Here is a 24,313-nt window from a genome sequence, read left to right on the forward strand (position 1 = left end):
AACATATCATGCAGAAAAGGTGGCGACCAATATGAACTCATGGCAATTTGAAACGACGGTGACAGCGCAGCGGGAAGATGAGCGGGGCACGTGGATCGCGCTTGCAGAAACACATTTTTACGCGGAAGGTGGCGGACAACCGGCCGATACAGGGACGATTGGCGGACAAGCCGTTTTAGATGTGCAACGTGACGACTCGACCGTGTGGCACCTCGTCAACGAGCCAATCGACGAAGCAACAGTAGTGATCGGTCAAATCGACGCAGCGACACGTCACGACCACTCGATCCAACATACGGCGCAACACGTGCTGACGGCCTTGCTTGAAGACCGATACGGTATCGAGACGCTCAGTTTTGGGATCAGTGCTGACGATTCATCGATCGAGATCGCGGCCGAATCATTCGATTGGGAGTTAATCGAAACGTTAGAACGTGACGTTCAGCAGATCATCTTCGACAACCGACCGATTCACATTTTTGAATTACAGGATGGCGAAGTCGAGCATGACCGGTTACGTAAAGCGACGGATCGCACCGGCACGATTCGGATCGTCGAAATCGATGGACTCGATTATAACGCTTGCGGAGGGACGCATGTGTCGACGACCGGCCAGCTCGGGATCATTAAAGTGACCTCGATGAAAAAAGTGCGAGGGAACGTTCGTTTGACGTATGTCGCAGGGATGCGGGCACTAACGGTCATCCAATCTTCGCGCACCGCGCTACGGGCGATCCATCAAACGTTGTCGACGACGAACGAGACGGTCGCGGCCCGTGTCGCCGAAGAGCGGACGGCGCGACTCGAACGTGAAAAAGAAGTGAAGGTGCTCGAGGCCCGGGTCGCCAAGGCGAAAGTCGCAGCATTCTTACAAGAGGACAATTACGTCATCACGCACATCGGCAAGACCGAGGCGGAGACGCTCACGACGATGATCGTCGAACGGATCGCGGCGACCGGACGGATTGCCGTCGGTGCCAATCATACCGGACAAAAACTGTTGCTCATGCATGACGGGACGCATGACATCGCCATCGGCAAGTTTTTAAAGCGGACGTTAGACGACCTTGGCATCGGTCGGGGCGGTGGCAGTCATAAACAAGCCCAAGCCCGCTTCGAATCGATTGTCGACCTAGAACGGGCCACGGCAGAAGTCGTCAAACGGTTACAGGAAGGAGTGGTGTCATGTTGACGATTGAACACGGCAACGACACGTCGCTCATCGAACGAGCCCGTTCCGTACGGGAGGTTGTCTTTATCGGCGAGCAAGGGATTAACCCGGCGCTCGAATATGACGACCTCGATCCAGTCTGTATCCATTTTGTCGGGATGATAGACGGGGAGCCCGTGACGACGGCACGGCTACGACCGATCGGAGACGGTGTCGGCAAAGTCGAACGGGTCGCCACGCTCGCATCGGCGAGAGGGAACGGATATGCGAAAAAGCTGATGCTCGAAATCGAGGATGTGGCGCGCGAGAGTGGGCTGCATGAGTTGAAGCTCGGCGCTCAACTGACGGCGCTCCCGTTCTATGAACGGCTCGACTATACGACGTTCGGTGACGAGTTTTTAGACGCCGATATCCCGCATCGGATGATGAAGAAGTCGTGGTGATTATTTTTAGAAAGTTTCTTTTTTTCTAAAAAAAGGTTGGCAAGCCGGGAAGCATTTGTTATAACTAAAACTAACAACTGACAGATAGAGGTTGCGAATGACATGAGTAAGCTTGATTGAAACGGACGCATTCCGGATCGAGCCGAAAGGGGAAATTCGCCGAAGTCAACGTTCGCATGCGTACGAACGAAGGCTGGGGTAGTCGTGAACAACGCCTACACTGCCATGGATGAAATGCCATGGAGCGCTATCTACGGAACGATTTTTTAATCGTTTTTCAACTGCGCGTACAAGCGGCAGACCGTAGGGAGAGTGCTTCCTACCGGTCTGCCGCTTTTTCTGTTGGTCGACATCATGAAAGTGGGGAACCTGATGACAACCGTACTAAAATTTGGAGGAAGTTCTGTTGCCACAATCGAACAGATTCAGGCAATTTCTGAATATTTACAGACACGAGTCGTCGCTGGCGAGAAACTCGTCGTCGTCGTCTCCGCGATGGGGAAAACGACCGATTCACTCCTGTCACTCGCAAAACAAATTACAGAGCGTCCGATGATTCGTGAGCTCGACCGCTTGCTCGCCGTCGGAGAAGAACAGACGATCAGTCTACTCAGCATCGCCTTGAACTCACGAGGTGTCGCCGCCATCTCGCTCACGGGGCAACAGGCCGGGATCGACACGATGGGCATTCACACGAAAAGTAAGATCAAAGCGATCCGGAAAGAAGTGTTGGAAGAAAGGCTCAGAACGAATGACGTCGTCATCGTCGCCGGCTTCCAAGGCGTCAACGAGTTCGGGGATGTAACGACGCTCGGACGCGGTGGTTCGGATACGACAGCCGTCGCACTTGCCGCCGTCCTCAGTAAACGTTGTGAGATTTATACGGACGTCGCCGGTGTCTATACGGCCGACCCGCGTATCCATAAAACGGCACGTCGCCTAGATACCGTCTCGTATGACGAGATGATGGAAATGAGCGCGCTCGGCTCGAAAGTGATGGAAATGCGCAGCGTCGAGCTGGCCAAAAAATATGATGTGAACATCTTTGTAGGGAAGACGCTATCGAGCGAAGGAGGAACATGGATCATGGATATGACACAGGCGATGGAACAAAAAGCGGTGACGAGCGTGAGCGTCGTGAAAAACGTGCTCAGCGTCTCGATCAAACATATTCCGCATTCAGTGGCAGGGGTTGCCGATATTTTCGAGAAGTTGTCACAGCGTCACGTCAATATCGACATGATCAGTCAGACAGCGTTCGACGGTGAAGTGTTCCTGTCGTTCACTTGTCCACTTGACGAGGAGGCGTTCCTCGAAGAAGCGCTCGCCGAACTGACGGAGGCGTTCCCACAAATTAAAATCGACCGTCATACCGAACATGCGAAAATCTCGGTCGTCGGGATCGGCATGCGCGACGCGACCGGTGTCGCAGCCGGATTGTTCGCCACGTTCCGTGAGAGCGGAATCCCGTTCTATCAAGTCACAACTTCAGAGATCAGCATCTCTTACACGATTAACGATCAAGACGTTGAAGCGGCGGTCGCGGCCATCGCGGAGCGTTTCCATTTATAAGGGGGAGTTACCATGTATAACGTTGCCGTCATCGGTGCGACAGGCGCCGTCGGTCAAAAAATGATCGACGTGCTCACAGAATATGAGTTTCCAATCAACGAACTATTACTATATGCGTCAGCCCGCTCGGCTGGGAAAACAGTCGAAGTGAACGGTCGCGACATCGTCATCCGTGAACTGTCGGACACGATTTACGCAGACGCGATCGACATCGCCTTGTTCTCGGCCGGTGGTAGCATCAGTGAACAGTATGCACCGCGTCTGAGTGAACAAGGAGTCATCGTCATCGATAACTCGAGCGCGTTCCGGATGCAAGCAGGAATCCCGCTCGTCGTACCAGAAGTGAACCGAGTCGAACTGAGCCCAGACAAGATGCTCATCGCCAATCCGAACTGCTCGACGATCCAATCGGTCGTCGCCCTCGCACCGCTCGCAGAAGTGTATGGATTGACGCGTGTCGCCTATACGTCTTACCAAGCCGTCTCCGGTTCGGGACAAAAAGGCATCGAAGATCTCGAACGGGGCGCCCGCGGTGAAGAGCCGCAAAACTACCCGTATCCGATCTACGATAACGTGCTGCCGCATATCGATGTCTTCCTCGAGAACGGCTACACGAAAGAAGAACAGAAGATGATCGACGAGACACGCAAAATTTTGAACGCACCAGAATTAGGTGTGACGGCGACGTGTGTCCGCGTCCCGGTCCGTAACAGCCACGCCGTCTCGATCACGGTCACGCTCGATCGTGAAGCGACGCTCGCGGAAGTGAAGGCGGTCCTCAGTGACGCGCCAGGCGTCGTCCTCATGGACAACCCGAGCGAGCTCGTCTACCCGACGCCGCTCGATGCGAACGGGACGGACGAAGTGTACGTCGGTCGCGTCCGCCGCGACGAGTCGCAACCGAACACGTTCCATCTCTGGTGTGTCGCCGATAACGTTCGCAAAGGGGCGGCGGCGAACGCCGTTCAAATCGCCCAGTGCATGATCGGGCAAGTCGCTACGAAATAAGGGGGAAATCATATGTTCACAGGAGTCGCTACAGCACTCGCTACACCGTTCCAAACGGACGGTCAGTTAAATCTCACAGCGTGGGAAGCATTGATTGAAGATCAAATCAAAGAAGGCGTCAGCGGTCTTGTCATCGGGGGGACGACAGGCGAAGGGATGACGATCACGGACGAAGAGTTCGAGACGCTCCTCACGAAGGCGATCGAAGTCGCCGCCGGTCGTGCCGTCATCATCGCCGGGACAGGGTCGAACAATACGGCGTTAAGTATCACGAAGACGAAACGGGCGGCAGAACTTGGTGCCGAGATGGCGATGGTCGTCACGCCTTACTATAATAAGTCGACCCAAGCGGGGCTGATCGCCCACTTCACGGCGATCGCCGACGCGTCACCGATTCCACTCATGCTCTACAACGTCCCGTCACGGACAGGCGTCGCGCTCGATCCGGCAACGGTCGGTGAACTCGCCGAACACCCACAGATCGCTGCGTTGAAAGAAGCGAGCGGGGACATCTCGGTGATGGCGCAAATGATGGCCCACTTGCCGGAAGGTTTCCCGGTCTACTGCGGAAACGACGACCAAATCCTGCCGTACATGGCATGGGGCGCCCAAGGTGTCGTCTCGGTGCTCTCGAACGTGTATCCGGGAGCGACGGTCGCGCTCGCCGAAGCGCTTCTCGCCGGAGATTTAGAGACGGCCCGCACATGGCAGATCCGCTTGCTTCCGGTCATCGATGAACTGTTCGCCGAAGTGAACCCGATCCCGGTCAAGGCGGCGCTTAACGCACGCGGCTTCGAATTTGGCTCGCCGCGCCTCCCGCTCGTTCCGATGAGCGCGACGGCCGAGGCACGTCTGTTGTCGGCGATGGAGCAGTTTAATGAGGTGAGACAGTGAACTTGTTAATTCACGGATACGGCGCGATGGGGCAGATCGTTGAAGAAGTCGCGCTCGCTCAAAACTTGAACGTCGCGGCCATCGTCTCACCGGCGGGCGGCGATCATCCCGTTTCACTGAAAGAAGTTGACGCCGCGATCGACGTCGTCATCGACTTCTCGAACCCGGCGCTGCTAGATGACGTGCTCGCGTTCGGGAAAGACAAGCAAATCCCGCTCGTCATCGCGACGACGGGCTTCTCGGAAGCGGAACTGGCAAAGATCGAGGACGCATCGAAACAGATCCCGATCTTCCAGTCGTATAACACGTCTTACGGGATTGCACTGTTGAAGCAGTTGCTTGATCAGCTCGTGCCGCTCACGCTTGGTTATGATATCGAAGTGATCGAAGCGCATCACCGTAAAAAAGTCGACGCGCCGAGCGGGACGGCTGAACTGCTCGCCCGTGCCATTGAGGCGAAGCGGGACGTGACGCCGGTGTACGAACGTGCGTCACGCCGTGAGGCGAGAGGTGCCGACGAACTCGGCATGCACTCGGTCCGCGGCGGTACGATCTTCGGTGAGCATACGGTGCTCTTCGCCGGAGACGATGAAATGCTTGAATTAAAACATACGGCCCTGTCGAAACGCGTCTTCGCGAACGGGGCACTCGCCGCGGCGGCGACAATTCTCGACCGCCCGGCCGGATTATATAATTTAACGAACCTATACGAGGAGGCCACTCATGTTACTCACAAACGCTTATGAAATCGCGCAATACATTAAAGATGCCAAGAAAGAAACGCCAGTCAAATTGTACGTCAACGGTCAGTTGGCAGGTTTAACAATCGAAGAAGCAAAAGCATTCGGAACAGACGAGTCGAAACTATTCCTCACGACGGCTGAACGTGCGGCCGCTTTCCTTGAAGCGAACGCGTCAGTCATCACCGACTCGCACCTCGAGTTCGACCGCCGCAACAGCGCCGTGCCGATGCTTGACACGACGAAGTTGAACGCCCGCATCGAACCAGGTTCGTTCATCCGTGACCACGTTCAAATCGGCAACAACGTAGTCGTCATGATGGGGGCGGTCATCAATATCGGCGCCGTCATCGGTGACGGGTCGATGGTCGACATGAACGCCGTCATCGGCGCCCGCGGCACACTCGGTAAAAACGTCCACCTTGGCGCTGGCGCAGTCGTCGCAGGTGTCCTCGAGCCGCCTTCAAAAGATCCGGTCATCATCGAAGACGGGGTCATGATCGGTGCAAACGCGGTCATTTTAGAAGGTGTCCGTGTCGGCGAGAATGCGGTCGTCGCAGCAGGCAGTGTCGTCACAGTCGACGTCCCGGCAGGAAGTGTCGTCGCCGGCACGCCAGCCCGTGTCATCAAGCAAAAAGATGAAAAAACAGCAGAAAAAACACAACTAGTGGATGACTTACGCTCCCTGTAACGTATAATAGACAGAAAATATCAAAAGTGAATGGGAGAGTTGAACAATGGAACAATATGGACAATGGATGTGGAAAGACGGGGCTTGGATCGAGCCGAGTGACGCGAACACGAGTATCATGACGCACGCGATCCACTACGGTAGCGGGTTCTTCGAAGGAATTCGGGCGTATCACACAGAGGAAGGTCCAGCCATCTTCCGACTCCGTGAACACTTGGAGCGACTCGTTCGTTCGTGTGCTTACTATCACGTCGAACTACCGTACACGGTCGACGAGCTCGAACAAGCGACGATCGAATTGATCGAACGCAACGGCTTTGAAGCGTGTTACATCCGTCCATTCGTTTTCCTCGGCACACCTTGGCAGGCCCTCATGCCGACGCAGGAAACGAAAGTACACGTTGCCATCTCATGCTGGCCGCTCGGCGAATATTTCAGCAAGACGGTCGGTATCCGGGCGAAAGTCGCGTCGTACCGCCGCGTCTCGTCGACGATGATGCCGATGCAAGCGAAAGCGGCAGCCAACTATATGAACTCGCAGCTCCTTAAAGGAGAAGCGGTCCGAGACGGGTATGACGAAGCGATCGCCCTCGACATGAACGGAAACGTCAGCGAGGCGAGCGTCGCCAACATCTTCCTCGTCAAAGGCAATAAAATTTTCACACCGTCACTCGACTGTTCTGTCCTCGACGGCATCACGCGTCAAACGGTCATCGATCTTGCCCGTGAAGAAGGGTTCGAGATCATTGAGCGCCATATCGGACGTGACGAATTGTATGTAGCAGATGAGATCTTCTTGACGGGTACAGCAGCTGAAGTGACGAGTGTCATCGAAGTCGACAATATCTCGATCGGCGGCGGGGTTCAGACGGTCGCAACGACTATGCTCGCCCGTTACCGCGAGACCGTGACGGGACAAATCCCGGCACACCGCGATTGGATCACGTTCGTCAAAGAAGCAGTCAAAGAATAAAGGAGCAATGTGTATGGGAGTCACAATTGACTTAAACGCGATTCGCGAGAACAAACGTCGGATCGAGGCACTCGGCCGACCGGTGTTTGCCGTCGTGAAAAACAACGCCTATAACTTAGGGATGGAGCCAGTTGTGACGACATTGTACGCAGAAGGGGTGCGTCACTTCATGGTGACGACGCTCGACGAGGGGAGCGAGGTCCGGGTGCATGCACCCGAGGCGAACGTCCTCGTCATGAACCCCGTTTACGAGTGGTCGGCCGTGCATCGCGACGGTTTAGACGTCGCCATCGGTTCGTACGATTGGCTCGTCTCACAACGCCATGAGCTCGACGGCGTCCGTCTTCATTTGAAGCTCGATGTCGGCATGAACCGGTTCGGTGCGAAGACGTTCGAAGAAGCGCTTGCCATCTTAGCGTTCTGCCAAGATGAAAAGCTCGACCTCGTCGGTTTATGCACACACTTTCCGCTCGCCGACGCCGATAACGCCGAAATCGAGCACAGTGTCCATGTCGAACGGTTTGCCGACTGGTCGACGCGGCTGATCGAACGGCATTCGTTTGAAGTCGTCCATGCCGCCAACAGCGCGGCGACGCTTCAAGCTGATCCGCGCCTCGGGCACTGCACGCACGTCCGGGTCGGAATCTTTCTCTACGGCTACTCATCGGTCGAGGCGGTCGATTGGCTCGTCCCGGCGTTTCATTGGGAGACGGAAGTCGTTGCCGTGCACGATATCGAGGCCGGCGCACACGTCGGCTACGGAACGGGCTACACGGCACCGTCGAAAGAGCGGATCGCCGTGTTGTCAGTCGGATATGGCGATGGCTTGATGCGGGCCCGCCGGCATTTGCCGGTCCACATTAATGGACGGGCGTTCCCGTTCGTCAGCAATATTTTCATGAGCCACAGCTTCCTCCGCGTCGACGAGACGGTTCAAATCGGTGACCGGGTCGAGCTGTACGGTAATGAGACGAAGATCGATGACGTGACCCGGTCCGGGCACGCCAACAACTCGGAACAACTATGCGCACGCTCATGGCGTGTCCCGCATCGCTTTGAAGGAGGCATTTTATGTACACCAGCAACCAATCCGTTTGTATGATCGAGGGCGTATCCGTCCAAGAACTTCAAGCGACGTACGGGACACCGCTCTATATCATGAGCGAGCCAGAACTTGAAGCTCGGCTCGGGCTCGTCCGGAGCGCATTTTTAGATAAGTATCCGAACACGTACGCGCTCTATGCGTCAAAGGCGATGTCGATCGCGGCCGTGTATGAGAAAATCATGACGGCGGGCTTGAGCATCGACGTCGTCTCACGCGGTGAGATGTTCGTCGCGCTCCATGCCGGTGTCCCGGCTGACCGGATTCACGTTCACGGGTCAAATAAGACGGTGCAAGACATCTCGTTCGCGCTCGAGAACGGCATCAGCCATTTCACGATCGACAACATGCGTGAGATCGGTCTGCTCTCGGGTCTCGCCGTAAAGCATGATGTCGATGTCGACGTCTTGCTCCGCATCGTCCCGCAAGTCGTCGGAGGCGCCCACGAGGCGATCCAGACGGGTGGGGTCGATACGAAGTTCGGTTTCCCGACGCATGACGACACGTATCTCGAAGCGGTCCGGGAAACACTCGCGGCGGAACGTCTTCATCTGAAAGGGATCCATTGTCACGTCGGGTCACAGATTCAAGAACCGACGCTGTTCATCAATACGGTCAAGACGATGGTCAACTTCATCGAGACGATTCGTCGGGAGACCGGCTTTACGGCTGATGTGTTGAACATCGGCGGTGGCTTCGGCGTCGCCTATCTTGAGACGGATGACCCGCTCGACTTTGCCGCTACGATGACGCAAGTGATGGATACGCTCGTTTCAGAAGTGGAGCGATTCGGTTTGCCGCTCCCAAAAATCGGCATCGAGCCGGGACGTTGGCTCGTCGCCAACGCCGGTGCGACGCTGTATGAAGTCGGGACGGTCAAAGACGTGAGCGGTGTCCGCACATACGTCTCGGTCGACGGCGGCATGACAGACAACATCCGTCCTGCCCTCTATGATGCCGAATATGACGTCATCGCGGCGACGCGGATGGATGAAGCGAAGACGCTTGAAGCGAAGATCGTCGGGGCGTGCTGCGAGTCTGGAGACATCATCTCGAACCGTTCGCTCATCCCGCCGGTTGAAGCCGGGGATCTTCTCCTCGTCAAAGCGACAGGCGCTTATAACTTCTCGATGGCGAGCAACTATAACCAAATGCTCCGCCCGGCCGTCGTCTTCGTGAAAGACGGGACACATCGTCTCGTCGTTCGCAGACAGACGCTCGAAGACTTGGTCGCGTGTGAAGTGATTGGACAATCGACATAATTTTGTAGGCAGATAAAGAACAGGGGTTCAGTCATAAAAACGACTGAACCCCTTTTCGTATGAACGACCGATGCGACCTTACCGAGTCGATCTATCAGGTTAATCTAGCTGTGCGTTGACTTCCGCTTCATAGCGATCAACGAGCTCGTTGTTGTCGTCTGTCTGGTACTTCTTTTCCAACTCAAGTTTCAACTTTAGCCAAATCGTATTCTTTTCATAAAGGTCTCGATCGAACTGATGATTTAGTTGTTGCAGCGACAAGCCGAGGGCGCTCGCGTAGGCGAGATGACTCGGTAAATCACTCCGATCCGGGCCTTGTTGAATGTAACGGTCAATCTCTTCTTCTGTTACGTGAATGTTGTACTGCTCTTTTGCGACCGTTTTCCATGCGATATCATGCTTCATCGCTTCCGTTGAGAGCGTGATAACTTGTTCATCCGTCAAGTCGGTTTCATAATACAGTTTCTCTTGGGACAATGTCCGAATTACCCACTTTCGTAACGGTTCCTCAACGTCGAACTTGTTTGCTTCGGTGATGACGTCGTCAAACAGTGCTTTATAATCGTCGAACGTGAAGTTGTCTACGATTTGGCGTTGTTCTTCTTCGCTCTTCATGTCAATCGTCAAAGGTGACGATGTCGCGGATTGACATGCTGTTGTAAAGATGACGAGCGAGAGCGTACATAATAGAAACGATTTGAAACGTGGGGTCACGGTGATCCTCTCCTTATTTGTATCGTCTTCAAACGTAGTACAAGTTTCAATCAAAAGAAAAATCTAGTCATTTCTATATACGGGACGATGAGCTATCAAGTTCCCATGCTTTTCGGTCAAATTGCTACACGTGAGAACCATTTTCACTTATGATGAAAAAGACTACATCAGGGGAAGTGATTTCTAATGGAGAAGACAGTCGGACAACAGTTGATCGAGTCGCGGCGGACGATTCGGATGTTTGTAGAGGAACCGCTTGATACGGCATTGCTGTATCAGTTGCTCACCTCGGCCCACCAAGCGCCGTTTCATAACAAAGTCGAGCCGTGGAATCTTTATTTGTTCAATGGAGACGGGAAAGGCGTGTTGTTAGACGCGCTCGAACCGGCGTTTCAAGACGGTCCTGAGGCCAAGCGAGAGAAGATTACCGGACGGATCCGCAACGCGGCGGCGTGTGTGTACGTGACGACGAAGCCGTTTGAGACGGAGAAAGGGCAGAAGGATGCACTGCTCGCGACGGCGACGTTCATCCAGAACTTCCATTTGCTCTGTGCCGAGCAAAACATCGGGCTCGTCTGGCGGACGGGCGGTATCTTCGAAGACGCTCGCCTGCAGGAGATGATCGGGGCGGACGGGGAGACGTTCGTCGGTCTGCTCCAACTCGGACGATTTGAAGACGTTCCGCCGACGAAGGCGCGGCAGTCGCTTGATGCGTGTTTGACGATCTTCGAGTGAACATGAAAAAGCTCGAGCACGGCGTGGCCGCACTCGAGCAGGATGTATAAACAGGCTGAGACGTTTAAAAACGTCTCAGTTTATTTTTTGAGCTTGCCAGCAAGCCAGTTTTGAATGACATTCGTCGGAATCATGGTAATTATTTTCCCCCAGTTTGAGTTTCTTCTTCTATGTCATTATCCGATTGCATCCGTTCCCAAACCTCTCGATGTGTACCTTTTAGCGTATCATCGAACGAATCATCGATGTGAAGGCAATAGCTCGGGTTAATGGACGAGGCGTACAGGTCTAACATGAGTTGTGCATGGTTTGGATACATACAATTGGCCCCTTTCGACACGTCGGCTTGACTACATCCTCAGTATACAAGGGAAACATGAAGAAAAATCGGGGTAATCGTTAACAATTTATGAATCTTGTAAACGCTTTCACAAACTTTGTGTCGGTGTTAGCGGTTCACACGTGTTCAAATACTGCTCGGCCCGCTTCGCATACTTGTTGACGGTCCGTTCCATGATGAAGCGGTCTTCGTCATTGAGCGGACGGACGACTTTGGCCGGGACGCCCATGACCATGACACCTTCCGGAATTTGCATATTCGGGGTGACGAGGGCACCGGCGGCAACGAACGACCCTTTCCCGACTTTCGCACCGTCAAGCACGGTCGCATGCATCCCGATGAGACACCCTTCCTCGATCTCACAACCGTGAATCATCGCCATATGGCCGATCGAGACACGGTCATGGATGATTGTCGGCGATCCTTCGTATTGATGGATCATCGACCCGTCTTGAATATTGACATAAGCGCCGATCTGGATCGGGCCCTCGTCTCCACGAATGACGGTGTTGAACCAGACACCGGAATGGGCTCCGATCGTGACGTCACCGATGACGTGGGCGCCAGGTGCGACGAATACCGTCTCGTCGACTTGTGGGATCAGGTCTCCTAATTTGTATTGCATATGTGTAACCCCTTTCAATTAGATATGCTCCCATTGTCGCACAACTACAAAAAGAAATTGCGCCCGAAAGATTATTCTTGATAAGATAGGTAAAATACGTTGCAAAAGGAGACAGACAGATGGAAAAACAATATTTGATCGACATTGCCGCCAAGAAAAAGAAAGCGGCGGTCGTCTTTAAGGACGTAGCGGTCATCGACGTCTATAGTCGCGAGACGATTCGCACCGATGTCGCCATCGACTCGGGCTATATCGTCGCCATCGGGGAAGGTTACGAAGGGGAGACGGAATATCATGACCCGTCTTGGACGCTCGCTCCGTCATTCATCGACTCACACGTTCACATCGAGTCGTCGATGGTGCCTCCGCATGAATTTGCGAAAGCGGTCCTGCCGCTCGGTGTGACGACGGTCATCGCCGACCCGCATGAGATCGCGAACGTCAACGGTGCGCTCGGGATCGAGTATATGCTTGCCGATGCGAACGGGTTGCCGCTCGACGTCCGGATGATGCTCCCGAGCTGCGTCCCGGCGACGCCGTTCGAACACGCGGGCGCCAAACTGTACGCCGAAGATCTTGCGCCATTTTTAGGGGACCCTGGAGTGCACGGTCTCGGGGAAGTGATGGATTATCCATCGGTCGAAGCCGGAAGCGAGGACATGCTCCAAAAAATCGCACAAACGGAACTCGCGGGGAAAGTCGTCGATGGTCACGCGTCAGGCCTCAATCCTGATCAGTTAAACGTGTACCGGACAGCCGGCATCATGACCGACCACGAATGCACGACGGCAGAAGAGGCGATCGAGCGGGTCCGTCGTGGCTTTTACGTCCAGATTCGCGAAGGCTCGGTCGCGCGGAACGTCGAGAAAGTGAGTCGGGCCATCACCGAAAGTAATGCCCACCGCTTCTTGTTCTGTACGGACGACAAGCACCTCGATGATCTCGTGGCAGAAGGTGGTATCGACTATAATATCCGCATGGCAATCCGTCAGGGCGTCAAGCCGGAGACGGCATACGCCATCGCCAGCCTTCATGCGGCCGAAGCATACGGCTTGAAAGACGTCGGTGCGATCGCGCCGGGCAAAAAAGCGAACTTTGTTATCTTGTCAGACGTCGAATCGGTTAACATCGAAACCGTCTACGTCGATGGTGAAGTAGTCGCTCGAGCGGGGAAAGCCACGTTCGAGGCCGAAGGGATTGAAGTGCCGAAGCCGATGAAAGGTGAGCTCAAACTCCCGGACCTGACAACTGACTCGTTCCGCCTGCCGATCAAGGAAGAAGCGGTCGACGTGATTCAAGTGTTGCCGAACAGCCTGTTGACGAAGCACGTCCGCCACGTGTTCAATCCGGATGAATCGGGCGCTGATCTTAACGAGGACATCGTGACGCTCGCCGTCATCGAGCGGCATCACGGGACGGGCCATATGGCGCTCGCACCGGTGACGGGCTTTGGACTCAAACGTGGTGCGCTCGCAGCGACGGTCGCCCACGACAGCCATAACCTTGTCATCGCCGGTGTCAGCCCGGAAGACATGTTACTGGCTGCAGAGACGCTCGAGAAGGTCGGTGGCGGTGTCGTCGCCGTCTCGGAAGGGAAAGTGCTTGCCGTCTTGCCGCTCGAGATTGGAGGGCTCATGACGAGGCGTCCGTATCATGAAGTCGCAGACGTGCTCGAACAGCTGAACGACGCACTTGACGTCGTCGGGGCTCATCGTCACTTCAACCCGTATTTGACGATGTCGTTCCTGGCACTTCCCGTCATTCCCGACTTGAAATTGACGGACATGGGACTGTTTGATGTGACAACGTTCTCATTTATCGGAAATTGACTCGGTCTAACGTATGATTTTCGTAAAGACCAACCCGAAACGTTTGAATGCGTGCGCTTAAGTTGATATAGTTACAACAAGTTTCATCGGTACAAATTGAAAGGGGGGATATAACAGATGGAACAAGTTGCTTACAACCGGTCGTATGATGAACATGAGGATTTGATCAATTCTGTGTATCGTGCCTTCAAGGACCGGTGTGAAGAATTGCCTAGCGAGACGCAGACGAAGCGACGGTTGCGCCGTTTGATTTTATTGACGATCAAAGATCATACGTCATCGCATGCCGAGCGGTTCGTGCTTTATCATTTCTTTAGTGATTTCTTTAAAGCCGTTGAGTCAAACGACCAAGCCGCGCTCGCTGTATTAAAACAAATCGTCCGTGACTAAAAAAACTATTGATATGTTACTGTAACCTATGATAATTTAGACGTAACTTTAAATGAATATTCGTGCTATCGATGAGGTAGAGGTGCGATGCTGATGAGTAAGTAGTCCGAGGATGACAACGGTGAAGACTACAGAAAGGCAGAATCGCCGAAGTGTAAAGTCATGTCTCTGACTTTATGCTGGGCTGACGGGAAACACCCGTCAGACTGCCATACATATATTACGTATGGAGCGCTCCAAGTCGGCTAAGAAAGACGGAACATCCAGCGAGGGTGTCGGCTTTGTTGCCGATGCCCTCGCTTTGCGTTTTTTTAAGCATTGGGGGGCCTCATCTCAAACAGAAGAGGAGGAAATCAGCATGGTAGATTATTCAACATCGGTACTTTCGTTAGTACCAGCACTACTCGCCATCATTATGGCGATCACAACAAGGAAAGTCATTCCGTCACTCGGTGTCGGGATCATCGCAGGGGTCTTGCTCCTTCATAACTTCAATCCGCTCGAATCGATTCAGTACTTATGGTCGAACGTCATCGCCTTGTTCTGGGCAGATGGGGCCATAAACGAATGGAACGTGCTCTTGATCGCGTTCTTGCTCTTGCTTGGTATTTTATCGTCAATCATCCAAACATCGGGCGGCGCTCGCGCGTTCGGTGAATGGGCGGCTTCTAACGTCAAAACGGCGCGCGGCGCGCGCCTCGTCTCGTTCGGTCTTGGAATCTTGATTTTCATCGACGACTATTTTAACAGTCTCGCTGTCGGGAACATTAGCCGACCGCTGACGGACCGGAAGAAAGTATCGCGCGCTAAACTCGCGTATACGATCGACTCGACGGCGGCTCCGGTCTGTGTCATCAGCCCACTTTCGAGCTGGGGGGCCTACATCATCGCCATCATCGCTGGTATTTTAACGAAGTACTCAATCGACAGCTACTCGTCGTTCTCGGCGTTCATTCAAATCATCCCGATGAACTTCTATGCCATCTTCGCACTCATGTTGACAGGGTACGTCGCTTTCACAGGGCTTGCCATCGGACCGATGCGCACGCATGAACTTCGCGCGCTTCAAGGCGAACTGTACGATGTGTCGAAAGGTGCGCCGATGGGAATGAGTGAAGACATTAAAGAGCATGATGGTGGGAAAGTCCGCGACTTGATCGTCCCGATCATCGTCTTGATCATCGCGACCGTCTCGGCCATGCTTTACACAGGTGGCCAAGCGCTTGCTGCTGACGGTCAAAGCTTCTCGCTGCTCGGAGCGTTCGAATCGACGGACGTGACGCGTTCACTCGTTGCCGGCGCGGTCATCAGTTTGATCGTGGCGTTCTTGCTTCTCATCGGTCGCAACATTCCAGCTGTAGACTACGGTCATGCAGCGTGGGCCGGTATCCGGGCCATGTGGCCAGCCGTACTCATCTTGCTGTTCGCTTGGACGATCATTGCCGTCATCGGGGATATGAGAACTGGTGATTACTTGGCAAGCTTCGTCACAGATACGATCGCGGCGTCATACTTGCCGCTCATCTTGTTCGCGATCGCCGGTCTCATGGCGTTCTCGACAGGTACGAGCTGGGGGACGTTCGGTCTCATGCTACCAATTGGTGCTGATTTGATCATGGCGGTCGACCCAGAGCTGTTGCTCCCGACACTTGCCGCTGTGCTCGCAGGTGCCGTGTTCGGTGACCACTGTTCACCGATCTCGGATACGACGATCCTCAGTTCGACGGGTGCCGGGTCGCACCACATCGACCACGTGTTGACACAACTCCCGTACGCGTTGATCGCGGCAGGAGTGTCGGCGGTCGGTTACTTGGTTCTTGGGATCACAAGCTCGATGTGGATTGGCTTCTTCGCGGCGTTCGCGACGTTCGTCGTCGCGCTGGTCGTCGCTCAAGTCATCTCGAAGCGCGGCCAAGTGCCGGCAGAGATGCGTGCTGAGCGTGAAGCGTAAACAGCTCGTCTAACAATCCGAAAAGATGTGTGTCACGCGATTCGTGACACACATCTTTTTTGTATGGAATGTAAAAACAAATCCTGCCGCTATGCGACAGGATTTGTTTTTTAGTTAACGTCCAACCACTTGAAGCTAGCGTCAGCTCCGAACGGATGGCGGTACATGTTTTGAATGTTTGAGCGCTCGAGGTAAGCTTCACCTTTTTGGTAGATCGGTGCGATCGCGAAGTCGTCTTCGAGCAAGATGCGTTCAGCTTCTTGCATCGTCTCCCAACGCTTCATTTGATCAGCTTCTTTCTTCGCGCTTTGGATCAACTGATCGTACTCATCGTTCGAGTACGCCATCCGGTTGAACGGACCGTCTGTGATCCACATGTCGAGGTACGTCATTGGATCCTGATAGTCAGGGCCCCAGCCGGCAGCAGAGATATCATAGTCGCCTGCACCTTCAAGCTCGAGGAAGTTTTTGAACGGCTGTTGTTTGATGTTAAGCGTGAGTCCAGGCAAGTTCTTCTCGAGTTCACCTTTGATGTACTCGTTGACTTTCTTGAACGCTTCTTCATCACGTGAGAGGAACTCGAGTTCGATCGTCTCGACGCCGAGCTCGGCAAGTCCTTTATCCCAGGCAGCTTTCGCTTCGTCGACGTTGTAGCTTTGAAGATCAGGATACTTCTCGCGGAAGTCAGCTCCGTCTTCCGTGAACGTGAAGTCCTTAGCGACGATGAAGTTGGCCGGCTGTGAACCGTCTGTCAAGATGACGTCGGTTACGCCTTGCTTGTCGAAACCTTTCGCCAACGCTTCACGAATATTCACGTTTTGGAGTGCTTCATTCTTTTGGTTGAAACGAAGGAAGTTGATCCGTGCGTCAGCACGTGTTTTAAACTCTTCTGCTTCTTGGAATTGTGGAACGAATTCAGAAGACAAGAGCGTATAGTCGACTTCACCTGACTCGAACAAGTTGACACCGGTCGCGACTTCTTTGACGACTTTGACGTTAATCGTGTCCATCTTGACGTTTTCAGCATCCCAGTAATCTGGATTCTTTTTATAAACCCAACCTTCGTTGTCTTGCCAGCTATCAAGTACGTAAGGGCCGTTGTAGAGCGTTTTATCGACGGCTGTCGCGAACGACTCGCCTTGTTCTTCGACAAACTCTTGTTTTTGCGGCATGTACGTCGGGAATCCTGTCAACCCGAGGAAGTATGGAGCCGGTGCTTCCAATTGAACTTCAAGCGTCTTCTCATCGACTGCTTTCGCACCGAGTGAATCGAGTTCAGCTTCGCCGCCGAGGATTTTGTTGGCGTTCTTCAAGTCTTGAAGGATGTATGCGTACTCGGCACCCGTTTCAGGGTTGAGGGCACGTTTCCAAGAGTAGACAAAGTCTTCGGCTGTGACTGGTGAGCCGTCTGACCAGTTGGCGTCACGTAATTTAAATGTGTATGTAAGACCGTCTTCCGAAATCTCGACGTCCTCAGCAATACCTGGTACTGGTTGGTTGTTCTCATCGAGACGATACAGTCCCTCGAAGACGTTGTTCGTCACGATGATCGATGTCGAGTCGGTCGTAAGCGTCGGGTCAAGCTGTGGCAAATCAGTTGCCGAAACGAGCGTGACTTCTTTTTTCGCGTCACTTGATGACGATCCGTCCGATGAATCTGTTGCCTCTTCTCCACCGCCACATGCTGCTGTAGCAAGCAAAGCGACACCCGATAAAGCTAACCATTTTTTATTCCGCATTGTCTTACCTCCCGAAAATTCTGATTGTTTCGAATATATTGCAATTAAACTACAAACAGAATGAATGCGCAATGAAATTTTTTAAATTATTCGAAAATACAAACATTACTAAAATACCTATCTAAACGTTCCTTTATTCAGTAGAATGAGAAAATCATCGAATGTTTATACATTATGTGTGTATAGTTATTCGATAAAAGTGAACTAATGTTGGAGGGTTTTGAATGAAGTCACAATCAGCCGGAATCGGCTTTTTCGGGCTCGCTGCCATGGTCGTCGGGACGATGATTGGCGGAGGAGCTTTTAACTTGCCAGGCGCGATGGCCCAAGGTGCCGGGGTCGGATCAGTTATGATCGGCTGGACGATCACAGGGGTCGGTATGATTATGCTGGCGTTCGTATTCCAATTTTTGGCGGATTCACGTCCTGAACTTGAGGGTGGGATTTATGCCTACGCCAAAGAAGGGTTCGGAAAGTTCGTCGGCTTCAATAGCGGCTGGGGTTATTGGATGTCCGCTTGGATCGGGACAGTAGCGAACATCACGCTGATCTTTAGCACGCTCAGTTACTTTTTCCCGATTTTTTCAGCAGAGCATCGATCGTTCCGGTTAGTGATGAGCGCGTTCTTCATTTGGGGGCTGTTCTGGCTCATCTCTCGAGGGATGAAGGAGGCGGCGCTCTTGAACATCGTCACGACGATCGCGAAGCTCGTCCCGATCTTCTTGTTCATCGTGCTCATTTTGTTTGCGTTCCAGATTGAGACGTTCCAAATCGATGTTTGGGGAGAGTCTGGTTTCAGTTGGTCGCACGTGTTTCCCCAAGTGAAATCGACGATGCTCGTGACGCTTTGGGCGTTTGTCGGCATTGAAGGCGCGGTCGTCTTATCGTCGCGGGCGCGCAATAAGCGCGATGTCGGGCGGGCGACGGTGATCGGCCTCATCGGGACGCTGTTGATTTACATGATGATTTCAATCTTCTCCTTTGGCGTCATGACGCAAGAACAACTCACGGCGCTCCCGGAACCGTCGATGGCGTACGTGCTCGAAGCGGTCGTCGGTCCGGTCGGTGCGACGATCATCAATATCGGTCTGCTCGTGTCGCTCGCTGGGGCGTTGCTCGGGTGGACGATATTGGCGACGGAGATCTCCTACGTGGCGAGCCGGGACGGTGTGTTCCCGAAATTGTTCAATCGGCTCAATCGAAATGATACGCCGGTGAGCGCCTTGTTCATCACGCAAGCGTTCACGCAAGCAGTCACGGTCATCGCCTTGTTCTCGGAACAGACGTACTTGGTGCTCTCGAGCATCGCCGGTATCGCCGCGCTCGTGCCTTACTTATTCTCGGCCTTGTTCGGCTGGAAAGAGGCACGGCGGACTGGTGTTCGAAAAATGGTCCTCGTTTCGAGTGTCGCCTCGCTCTACGCGGCATGGTTACTCTACGCATCCGGGATTGAATACATGCTCATCGCAATGATTTTGTATGCGCCGGGAATCTTCGTTTTCATGCTCGCAGAACGGGAGCAAGGACGGAAGTTCCTAAGCGGGATTCAGTATGCGATTGCGACTGTCATCATCCTCGCGGCGACTTATGGTGTGTACGGACTATGGACGGCTGCGATTAGCCTCTAATCAAAAGAAGCACCGGTCGTCGAGATGACGACCGGTGCTTCTTTATGTCTCGTTATTCGTGAGCAACCGGACGACTTGGTCGGGTGGCATTGGTTTGGCGTATAAAAATCCTTGGAACGAGTCGCAATCGGTCTCTTTTAAATGGTCGAGCATGATTTGGTCTTCGACGCCTTCGGCGACGACGTGAAGGTTCAAACTCTTGCCGAGGTGGACGATGACGTCGAGCAAGTGAGACTTCGACGTCAACCAGTCGTCGAGGAACACTTTGTCGATCTTCAGCTCGTCGACCGGGAACGATTTCAAGTATTGAAGCGACGAGAAGCCGGTTCCAAAGTCGTCGATCGACAGGCGGTAATCGAGCCGTTTGATTTGATTCATCCGAGCGATGGTTTCCTCCGTCTGTTGCATGACGAGACTTTCCGTGATCTCGAGGATGACGTCGGACGGGTTCAAGTCGAGTTGTTGCTTGATGTTTCGGAGCGTGTTGATGAAACTCTCGCTGCGGAACTGGTTCGGCGAAATATTGACCGCCATCGATAGAGGATGATTGACGAGCGGTTGCCACGCCTTCAGTTGCTTGGTGGCCTCAAGAATGACCCAGTTGTTGATCGGGACGATCAGCGCCATCTCTTCAGCGAGCGGGATGAACTCCGAAGGCGGGATTTGCCCGAGTTGGTCGTGATGCCAGCGCAGTAACGCCTCAAATCCAATCAGCTTATCCGTTTTCAAGTCGAACTTCGGTTGGTATTCGAGATAAAAATGTTTTTCTTCGAGCGCTTGGTACAGCGCTTTTTCGATATGGATTTGTCTTGAGAACGCATCGTCCATGTCTTTCGTGACGAATTGGATCGTCCCGACACCGATGCGCTTGCCTTTGAACAAAGCGCTCTCGGCCCGGGTGTACAGCTCGTCCAACGAATTAGTGGCCGACGGGTAGAACACGCAACCGATCGAGATCGATAACATGATCGAATGGTGGTAAATCCGGAACGGTCGTTGCAGTTCGTGTTGCAGTTGACGAAGCAGCTGGAACACTTCTTCTTTTGATTGTTCAAAGAAAAGAATACCGTACAAGCCGCCCGAAGGATGGAACATGACACTCGACTGGGGCAGGAAGCGTTCAGCCCGGTCTTTAATTTGGAGCAACAGTTCATTGCCGACGCGTGAACCGAACGACTCGTTGATAATTTTGAACCGATCGATATCGAAGAGGGCGACGTGCAACAACCCGTTATGTTCTTTCACGTCAGTAAGTGAGTGCGCATATTGGCGCAAGAGCCCTTTTTTATTTAACAGCCCGGTCAAATCGTTGTGATAGGCGAGGTAGTTCACTTCTTGTTCGAGACGTTTTTTATCAGACACGTCGAAACCAAACGCCGTGTACTGGGCGATTTCGCCGTCTTCACTTAAAATCGGTACAATCGTCAAGTTGAGCCAGCAGATGTTCGTCACATGTCGTTGCGATCGAATCGGCATCTCGCCGTTCCAAATTTGATCGGTCGTGAGCGCTTGACGTACCACACCTGCAATCGGATCATCTTCAAAGGATGGGTGAATGAGCTCGAACCAGTTACGACCGATGAATTGTTGTTCAGGTGCCCCGATCAAGTCGCACAACAGCGGATTGATCTCGGTGATCTCGCCACGAGCGTTGGCTGCCAAATAATAAGTCGAATGCTCGATCATCGCTTGGAAGTGGTGGAGCAGGTTGAACTGCTCGGTGCTGATGAGCGGACCGAAGCCTTTCGGTAGGAAGGCTAAAAAATAGCCGTTGACGTCGTTGATCGAAAAAGTTTGTAAGTAAGCGGTCGCATAGACGACCGAGCCGTTTTTATGTTTAAACGCCGTCAACGCCGTCGTCGAGAATGGATATTGAAGGAGCAATGGTGACCACGTTTCAAGCGCCTGCTCTAAATGTTGGACGACGGGTAATGCGTGGTGAAGTACCTCGTCACGCTCCCAACCGAACAGCGTCTCCGCTTGTTCGTTCCAAAGAAGGACGGTGCCGTCAAAATCGATGTAACAGCATGGGATCGATAGGGCATCGATGAACGTATCAATCGGCAAATCACGCAATGAAGTCACACAAATTCCTCCAATCTACATCAAATAAGTCATACTATACGTTCAGTGTACCTTATTTTCCCAACCCAAGGAACGGGCAAGTTCGTCGTTGTCAAAAGAAAGACGGTCATCATATACTGAAGGTGTAAGGTAGTTTTTTTTCATAAGGGGGAAATCAAATGTCAAAAACACAAGAAGTGATTGAATTGACAGAGAAATTCGGGGCGCACAATTATCATCCGCTTCCAATCGTCATCTCGGAGGCGAAGGGGATTTGGGTGACGGATCCGGAAGGAAATCGTTACATGGATATGTTGAGTGCGTATTCGGCTGTCAACCAGGGGCATTGTCATCCGAAAATCATTCAAGCGTTAAAAGATCAGGCCGACAAGATCACGTTGACGTCACGTGCTTTCTACAACGATCAGCTCGGTCGCTTCTACAAAAAAGTGGCAACGCTTACAAATAAAGAAATGGTGTTACCGATGAACACCGGTGCCGAAGCGGTCGAGACCGCGGTCAAGGCATCACGGCGCTGGGCCTATGAGGTCAAACAAATTCCGGGGCAAGCCGAGATTATCGTCTGCACCGGCAACTTCCATGGGCGGACGATGGCGGCTGTGTCGATGTCGACAGAAGCGGACTATCAGCGCGGTTTCGGACCGCTCCTCCCAGGCTTCAAAGTCGTGCCGTACGGAGACATCGACGCGTTCGAGGCGGCGATCACGGAGAACACGGCGGCGTTCATCGTTGAACCGATTCAAGGGGAAGCGGGTATCATCATCCCGCCGGCGGGTTACTTGAAGCGGGCGGCTGAATTGTGTAAGGCGAACAACGTGTTGTTCATCGCAGATGAGATTCAGTCAGGTCTTGGCCGCTCTGGAAAATGGTTCGCGATCGAATGGGAAGGCGTCGATCCCGATATGTATATCCTCGGAAAAGCACTCGGTGGCGGTGTCTTCCCGGTATCGTGCGTGGCTGCCAACGAAAGCGTCCTCCAAGTGTTCAATCCAGGATCGCACGGGTCGACGTTCGGGGGGAACCCGCTCGCGGCGGCGGTATCGATCGCTGCGCTCGAGGTGCTTGAAGAAGAACAGCTTCCGGAGCGTTCGCTCGAACTCGGGACGTACTTTATGGACCGTTTAAAGTCAATCGACAACCCACGCATTAAAGAAGTGCGGGGCCGCGGCCTATTCATCGGGATCGAGTTGACGGAAGCGGCTCGTCCTTATTGTGAGGCGCTTAAAGAGCGTGGCTTGCTTTGCAAGGAGACGCACGAGACGGTCATTCGACTCGCACCACCGCTTGTCATTACGAAAGAAGAACTCGATGAAGCGTTCACGGCAATCGAGGCTGTATTCGCACCGACTCCTATTTCATAATGCGGGAGGGCTTGTTATAATTTGAGAAGAAATGCAGACACCTGCCGGGCGATGTTTTCGCGGCAGGTGTCTTTTCGTAAGGAGGAACGGTCGTGCTCTACGTTTACGTTGGTTTAGCAGGAGCGCTTGGAGCGCTAGCAAGGTATGGGGTCGGTATAGGGATGCATACGTTGTGGACAGGTACATTTCCGCTAGGGACGCTCACCGTCAACTTGATCGGCAGTTTTCTACTCGGTTGGCTCACCCATTACTTGTTTCAAACCGGACGGCTTTCACCGATGGTCATTACGGCGGTCGGTACAGGGTTTATCGGTTCGTTCACGACGTTCTCGACGTTCAGTGTCGAGACGATTGTGATGATCGAGTCAGGGAACCTGATCGGAGCGCTCACCTATGTGACACTGAGCATCGTCCTCGGTCTGTTCAGCTCGTGGTTAGGCTATAAACTAGGAAGAAGACGATTCCGGCGTTTTGTGAAGCGAGAGGGGGAGGCGTGATGACTGTTGTGACAGTGATGATCGGTGCCTTTTTCGGGGCGATGGCCCGCTTCGGAATTGGTCAGCTCGTTAAAGTATGGACGAGATCGGTCTTTCCTTGGGCGACTTTGTTCGTGAACGTGACCGGATCGTTTTGGCTCGGATATTTGTATGCGGCCCCTGTACCTTCGGTGGTGGGACTCGGAATCGGTGTCGGCTTCCTCGGTTCGTTCACGACGTTCTCGACGTTCAAACTTGAAGTGATGCGGTTCGTGACGAAAGATTGGCTTCGCTTTGGTTTATACTTACTGGCGACGTATGTCTTTGGTTTAATTGCCGCCTACCTTGGCTACCAATTTGGACAATAAACAATCCCTCGGAAACTCCGAGGGATTGTTTATTGTTCAGCGAGTTGAAGCTTTTCAGCACATGATGCGCATGTGTTTTCATAAGACTCACACTGCTCATCCATATGTTGTCCGCATTCTTGACACGTCTTATCTGGTAATTTCCGATAAAATTCGACTGACGATTCGAGTCGGCTTGCCCATTCATTCATATAAAGCGCCTCCTTTAAGTATGCG

23 protein-coding genes and 2 riboswitches are annotated in these 24,313 nt (G+C 53.2%); of the genes, 18 read left to right on the plus strand and 5 right to left on the minus strand.

All coding sequences use genetic code 11. The annotated features are described in order from the left end of the window. Positions 1-31: 31 nt before the first annotated feature. From BJU60_RS10505 to lysA, 10 genes are all read left to right on the plus strand, one after another. On the plus strand, positions 32-1,192 hold the full coding sequence (locus BJU60_RS10505; RefSeq protein ID WP_070328827.1) for an alanyl-tRNA editing protein: 1,161 nt from the start codon (positions 32-34) through the stop codon (positions 1,190-1,192). Then, positions 1,186-1,614 (plus strand): GNAT family N-acetyltransferase, encoded by a 429-nt coding sequence (locus BJU60_RS10510; protein ID WP_070328828.1) that lies wholly within the window; start codon positions 1,186-1,188, stop codon positions 1,612-1,614. Before BJU60_RS10505 ends, BJU60_RS10510 begins: the two co-directional genes overlap by 7 nt. Positions 1,615-1,691: 77 nt before the next feature. Further along, positions 1,692-1,872: riboswitch (Lysine riboswitch) on the plus strand. A 114-nt stretch (positions 1,873-1,986) separates the two neighbouring features. Then, a complete protein-coding gene (locus tag BJU60_RS10515; RefSeq protein ID WP_070328972.1) occupies positions 1,987-3,186 on the plus strand; it encodes an aspartate kinase in 1,200 nt (399 codons plus the stop codon). A 12-nt stretch (positions 3,187-3,198) separates the two neighbouring features. Further along, on the plus strand, positions 3,199-4,194 hold the full coding sequence (locus BJU60_RS10520) for an aspartate-semialdehyde dehydrogenase (protein WP_070328829.1): 996 nt from the start codon (positions 3,199-3,201) through the stop codon (positions 4,192-4,194). A 12-nt stretch (positions 4,195-4,206) separates the two neighbouring features. Beyond that, positions 4,207-5,088: a 4-hydroxy-tetrahydrodipicolinate synthase gene (gene dapA / locus BJU60_RS10525; protein WP_070328830.1), complete on the plus strand. Its 882-nt coding sequence runs from the start codon at positions 4,207-4,209 to the stop codon at positions 5,086-5,088. After that, on the plus strand, positions 5,085-5,834 hold the full coding sequence (gene dapB, locus BJU60_RS10530; protein ID WP_070328831.1) for a 4-hydroxy-tetrahydrodipicolinate reductase: 750 nt from the start codon (positions 5,085-5,087) through the stop codon (positions 5,832-5,834). Before dapA ends, dapB begins: the two co-directional genes overlap by 4 nt. Then, on the plus strand, positions 5,812-6,519 hold the full coding sequence (dapD, locus tag BJU60_RS10535; protein ID WP_070328832.1) for a 2,3,4,5-tetrahydropyridine-2,6-dicarboxylate N-acetyltransferase: 708 nt from the start codon (positions 5,812-5,814) through the stop codon (positions 6,517-6,519). Before dapB ends, dapD begins: the two co-directional genes overlap by 23 nt. A 46-nt stretch (positions 6,520-6,565) precedes the next feature. Next, positions 6,566-7,492, plus strand: a complete 927-nt coding sequence (locus BJU60_RS10540) for a branched-chain amino acid transaminase (protein ID WP_070328833.1) — start codon at positions 6,566-6,568, stop codon at positions 7,490-7,492. 13 nt (positions 7,493-7,505) lie between these two features. Further along, positions 7,506-8,594: an alanine racemase gene (alr, locus tag BJU60_RS10545; protein ID WP_070328834.1), complete on the plus strand. Its 1,089-nt coding sequence runs from the start codon at positions 7,506-7,508 to the stop codon at positions 8,592-8,594. Next, complete coding sequence (gene lysA, locus BJU60_RS10550; RefSeq protein WP_070328835.1) at positions 8,564-9,856, plus strand: diaminopimelate decarboxylase; 1,293 nt, start codon at positions 8,564-8,566, stop codon at positions 9,854-9,856. The genes alr and lysA overlap by 31 nt, the downstream gene beginning before the upstream one ends. A gap of 99 nt (positions 9,857-9,955) precedes the next feature. On the opposite strand, the gene BJU60_RS10555 is transcribed toward lysA, so the two are convergent. Beyond that, positions 9,956-10,570 carry a hypothetical protein gene (locus tag BJU60_RS10555; protein WP_070328836.1) on the minus strand — a complete coding sequence of 205 codons (615 nt, stop codon included), beginning with the start codon at positions 10,568-10,570 and terminating at the stop codon, positions 9,956-9,958. Positions 10,571-10,756: 186 nt separating this feature from the next. Between BJU60_RS10555 and BJU60_RS10560 the strand changes: the two genes are divergently transcribed. Continuing rightward, entirely contained in the window at positions 10,757-11,305 is a 549-nt protein-coding gene (locus BJU60_RS10560; protein WP_070328837.1) for a nitroreductase family protein, read from the plus strand. A 428-nt stretch (positions 11,306-11,733) separates the two neighbouring features. Here the strand turns inward: BJU60_RS10560 and BJU60_RS10570 are convergent, their stop codons facing one another. Further along, positions 11,734-12,270, minus strand: coding sequence for a gamma carbonic anhydrase family protein (locus tag BJU60_RS10570; RefSeq protein WP_070328839.1), 537 nt, complete (start codon positions 12,268-12,270; stop codon positions 11,734-11,736). A 119-nt stretch (positions 12,271-12,389) separates the two neighbouring features. Here BJU60_RS10570 and ade point away from each other — a divergent pair, with 119 nt between their 5' ends. The 3 genes from ade to BJU60_RS10585 all read left to right on the plus strand — a co-directional run bounded on the left by ade (position 12,390) and on the right by BJU60_RS10585 (position 16,440). Continuing rightward, a complete protein-coding gene (gene ade, locus BJU60_RS10575; protein ID WP_070328840.1) occupies positions 12,390-14,099 on the plus strand; it encodes an adenine deaminase in 1,710 nt (569 codons plus the stop codon). 117 nt (positions 14,100-14,216) lie between these two features. Continuing rightward, positions 14,217-14,489, plus strand: a complete 273-nt coding sequence (locus tag BJU60_RS10580; RefSeq protein ID WP_070328841.1) for a hypothetical protein — start codon at positions 14,217-14,219, stop codon at positions 14,487-14,489. Positions 14,490-14,558: 69 nt separating this feature from the next. Continuing rightward, positions 14,559-14,734: riboswitch (Lysine riboswitch) on the plus strand. A gap of 113 nt (positions 14,735-14,847) precedes the next feature. Further along, entirely contained in the window at positions 14,848-16,440 is a 1,593-nt protein-coding gene (locus BJU60_RS10585) for a Na+/H+ antiporter NhaC family protein (RefSeq protein ID WP_070328842.1), read from the plus strand. Positions 16,441-16,550: 110 nt separating this feature from the next. Here the strand turns inward: BJU60_RS10585 and BJU60_RS10590 are convergent, their stop codons facing one another. After that, complete coding sequence (locus BJU60_RS10590; protein WP_070328843.1) at positions 16,551-18,179, minus strand: peptide ABC transporter substrate-binding protein; 1,629 nt, start codon at positions 18,177-18,179, stop codon at positions 16,551-16,553. 224 nt (positions 18,180-18,403) lie between these two features. Here BJU60_RS10590 and BJU60_RS10595 point away from each other — a divergent pair, with 224 nt between their 5' ends. Further along, positions 18,404-19,807: a basic amino acid/polyamine antiporter gene (locus BJU60_RS10595; protein ID WP_070328844.1), complete on the plus strand. Its 1,404-nt coding sequence runs from the start codon at positions 18,404-18,406 to the stop codon at positions 19,805-19,807. A gap of 42 nt (positions 19,808-19,849) precedes the next feature. On the opposite strand, the gene BJU60_RS10600 is transcribed toward BJU60_RS10595, so the two are convergent. After that, positions 19,850-21,892, minus strand: coding sequence for an EAL domain-containing protein (locus tag BJU60_RS10600; protein ID WP_070328845.1), 2,043 nt, complete (start codon positions 21,890-21,892; stop codon positions 19,850-19,852). Between the two features lie 158 nt (positions 21,893-22,050). Here BJU60_RS10600 and BJU60_RS10605 point away from each other — a divergent pair, with 158 nt between their 5' ends. From BJU60_RS10605 to BJU60_RS10615, 3 genes are all read left to right on the plus strand, one after another. Continuing rightward, complete coding sequence (locus BJU60_RS10605; protein ID WP_070328846.1) at positions 22,051-23,253, plus strand: ornithine--oxo-acid transaminase; 1,203 nt, start codon at positions 22,051-22,053, stop codon at positions 23,251-23,253. A gap of 92 nt (positions 23,254-23,345) precedes the next feature. Next, positions 23,346-23,750: a fluoride efflux transporter CrcB gene (gene crcB / locus BJU60_RS10610; protein ID WP_070328847.1), complete on the plus strand. Its 405-nt coding sequence runs from the start codon at positions 23,346-23,348 to the stop codon at positions 23,748-23,750. Continuing rightward, entirely contained in the window at positions 23,750-24,097 is a 348-nt protein-coding gene (locus BJU60_RS10615; protein ID WP_070328848.1) for a fluoride efflux transporter FluC, read from the plus strand. The genes crcB and BJU60_RS10615 overlap by 1 nt, the downstream gene beginning before the upstream one ends. A 29-nt stretch (positions 24,098-24,126) precedes the next feature. Here BJU60_RS10615 and yhfH read toward each other — a convergent pair whose 3' ends face one another. Continuing rightward, entirely contained in the window at positions 24,127-24,288 is a 162-nt protein-coding gene (yhfH, locus tag BJU60_RS15040; protein WP_016509445.1) for a protein YhfH, read from the minus strand. Between the last annotated feature and the right edge of the window lie 25 nt (positions 24,289-24,313).

Origin of the sequence: Exiguobacterium aurantiacum, from assembly GCF_001766415.1 — a bacterium.
GTDB lineage: Bacteria > Bacillota > Bacilli > Exiguobacteriales > Exiguobacteriaceae > Exiguobacterium > Exiguobacterium aurantiacum_A.

Bases quoted from the DNA above. Each gene is read 5' to 3' on its own strand.
- BJU60_RS10510 (WP_070328828.1), top strand. From the start codon at position 1,186: ATGTTGACGATTGAACACGGCAACGACACGTCGCTCATCGAACGAGCC.
- BJU60_RS10590 (WP_070328843.1), bottom strand. From the start codon at position 18,179: ATGCGGAATAAAAAATGGTTAGCTTTATCGGGTGTCGCTTTGCTTGCT.
- BJU60_RS10540 (WP_070328833.1), top strand. From the start codon at position 6,566: ATGGAACAATATGGACAATGGATGTGGAAAGACGGGGCTTGGATCGAG.
- ade (WP_070328840.1), top strand. From the start codon at position 12,390: ATGGAAAAACAATATTTGATCGACATTGCCGCCAAGAAAAAGAAAGCG.
- BJU60_RS10605 (WP_070328846.1), top strand. From the start codon at position 22,051: ATGTCAAAAACACAAGAAGTGATTGAATTGACAGAGAAATTCGGGGCG.
- yhfH (WP_016509445.1), bottom strand. From the start codon at position 24,288: ATGAATGAATGGGCAAGCCGACTCGAATCGTCAGTCGAATTTTATCGG.
- BJU60_RS10570 (WP_070328839.1), bottom strand. From the start codon at position 12,270: ATGCAATACAAATTAGGAGACCTGATCCCACAAGTCGACGAGACGGTA.
- BJU60_RS10585 (WP_070328842.1), top strand. From the start codon at position 14,848: ATGGTAGATTATTCAACATCGGTACTTTCGTTAGTACCAGCACTACTC.
- BJU60_RS10505 (WP_070328827.1), top strand. From the start codon at position 32: ATGAACTCATGGCAATTTGAAACGACGGTGACAGCGCAGCGGGAAGAT.
- alr (WP_070328834.1), top strand. From the start codon at position 7,506: ATGGGAGTCACAATTGACTTAAACGCGATTCGCGAGAACAAACGTCGG.
- BJU60_RS10595 (WP_070328844.1), top strand. From the start codon at position 18,404: ATGAAGTCACAATCAGCCGGAATCGGCTTTTTCGGGCTCGCTGCCATG.
- BJU60_RS10560 (WP_070328837.1), top strand. From the start codon at position 10,757: ATGGAGAAGACAGTCGGACAACAGTTGATCGAGTCGCGGCGGACGATT.
- lysA (WP_070328835.1), top strand. From the start codon at position 8,564: ATGTACACCAGCAACCAATCCGTTTGTATGATCGAGGGCGTATCCGTC.
- BJU60_RS10520 (WP_070328829.1), top strand. From the start codon at position 3,199: ATGTATAACGTTGCCGTCATCGGTGCGACAGGCGCCGTCGGTCAAAAA.
- dapD (WP_070328832.1), top strand. From the start codon at position 5,812: ATGTTACTCACAAACGCTTATGAAATCGCGCAATACATTAAAGATGCC.
- BJU60_RS10615 (WP_070328848.1), top strand. From the start codon at position 23,750: ATGACTGTTGTGACAGTGATGATCGGTGCCTTTTTCGGGGCGATGGCC.
- dapA (WP_070328830.1), top strand. From the start codon at position 4,207: ATGTTCACAGGAGTCGCTACAGCACTCGCTACACCGTTCCAAACGGAC.
- BJU60_RS10515 (WP_070328972.1), top strand. From the start codon at position 1,987: ATGACAACCGTACTAAAATTTGGAGGAAGTTCTGTTGCCACAATCGAA.
- BJU60_RS10580 (WP_070328841.1), top strand. From the start codon at position 14,217: ATGGAACAAGTTGCTTACAACCGGTCGTATGATGAACATGAGGATTTG.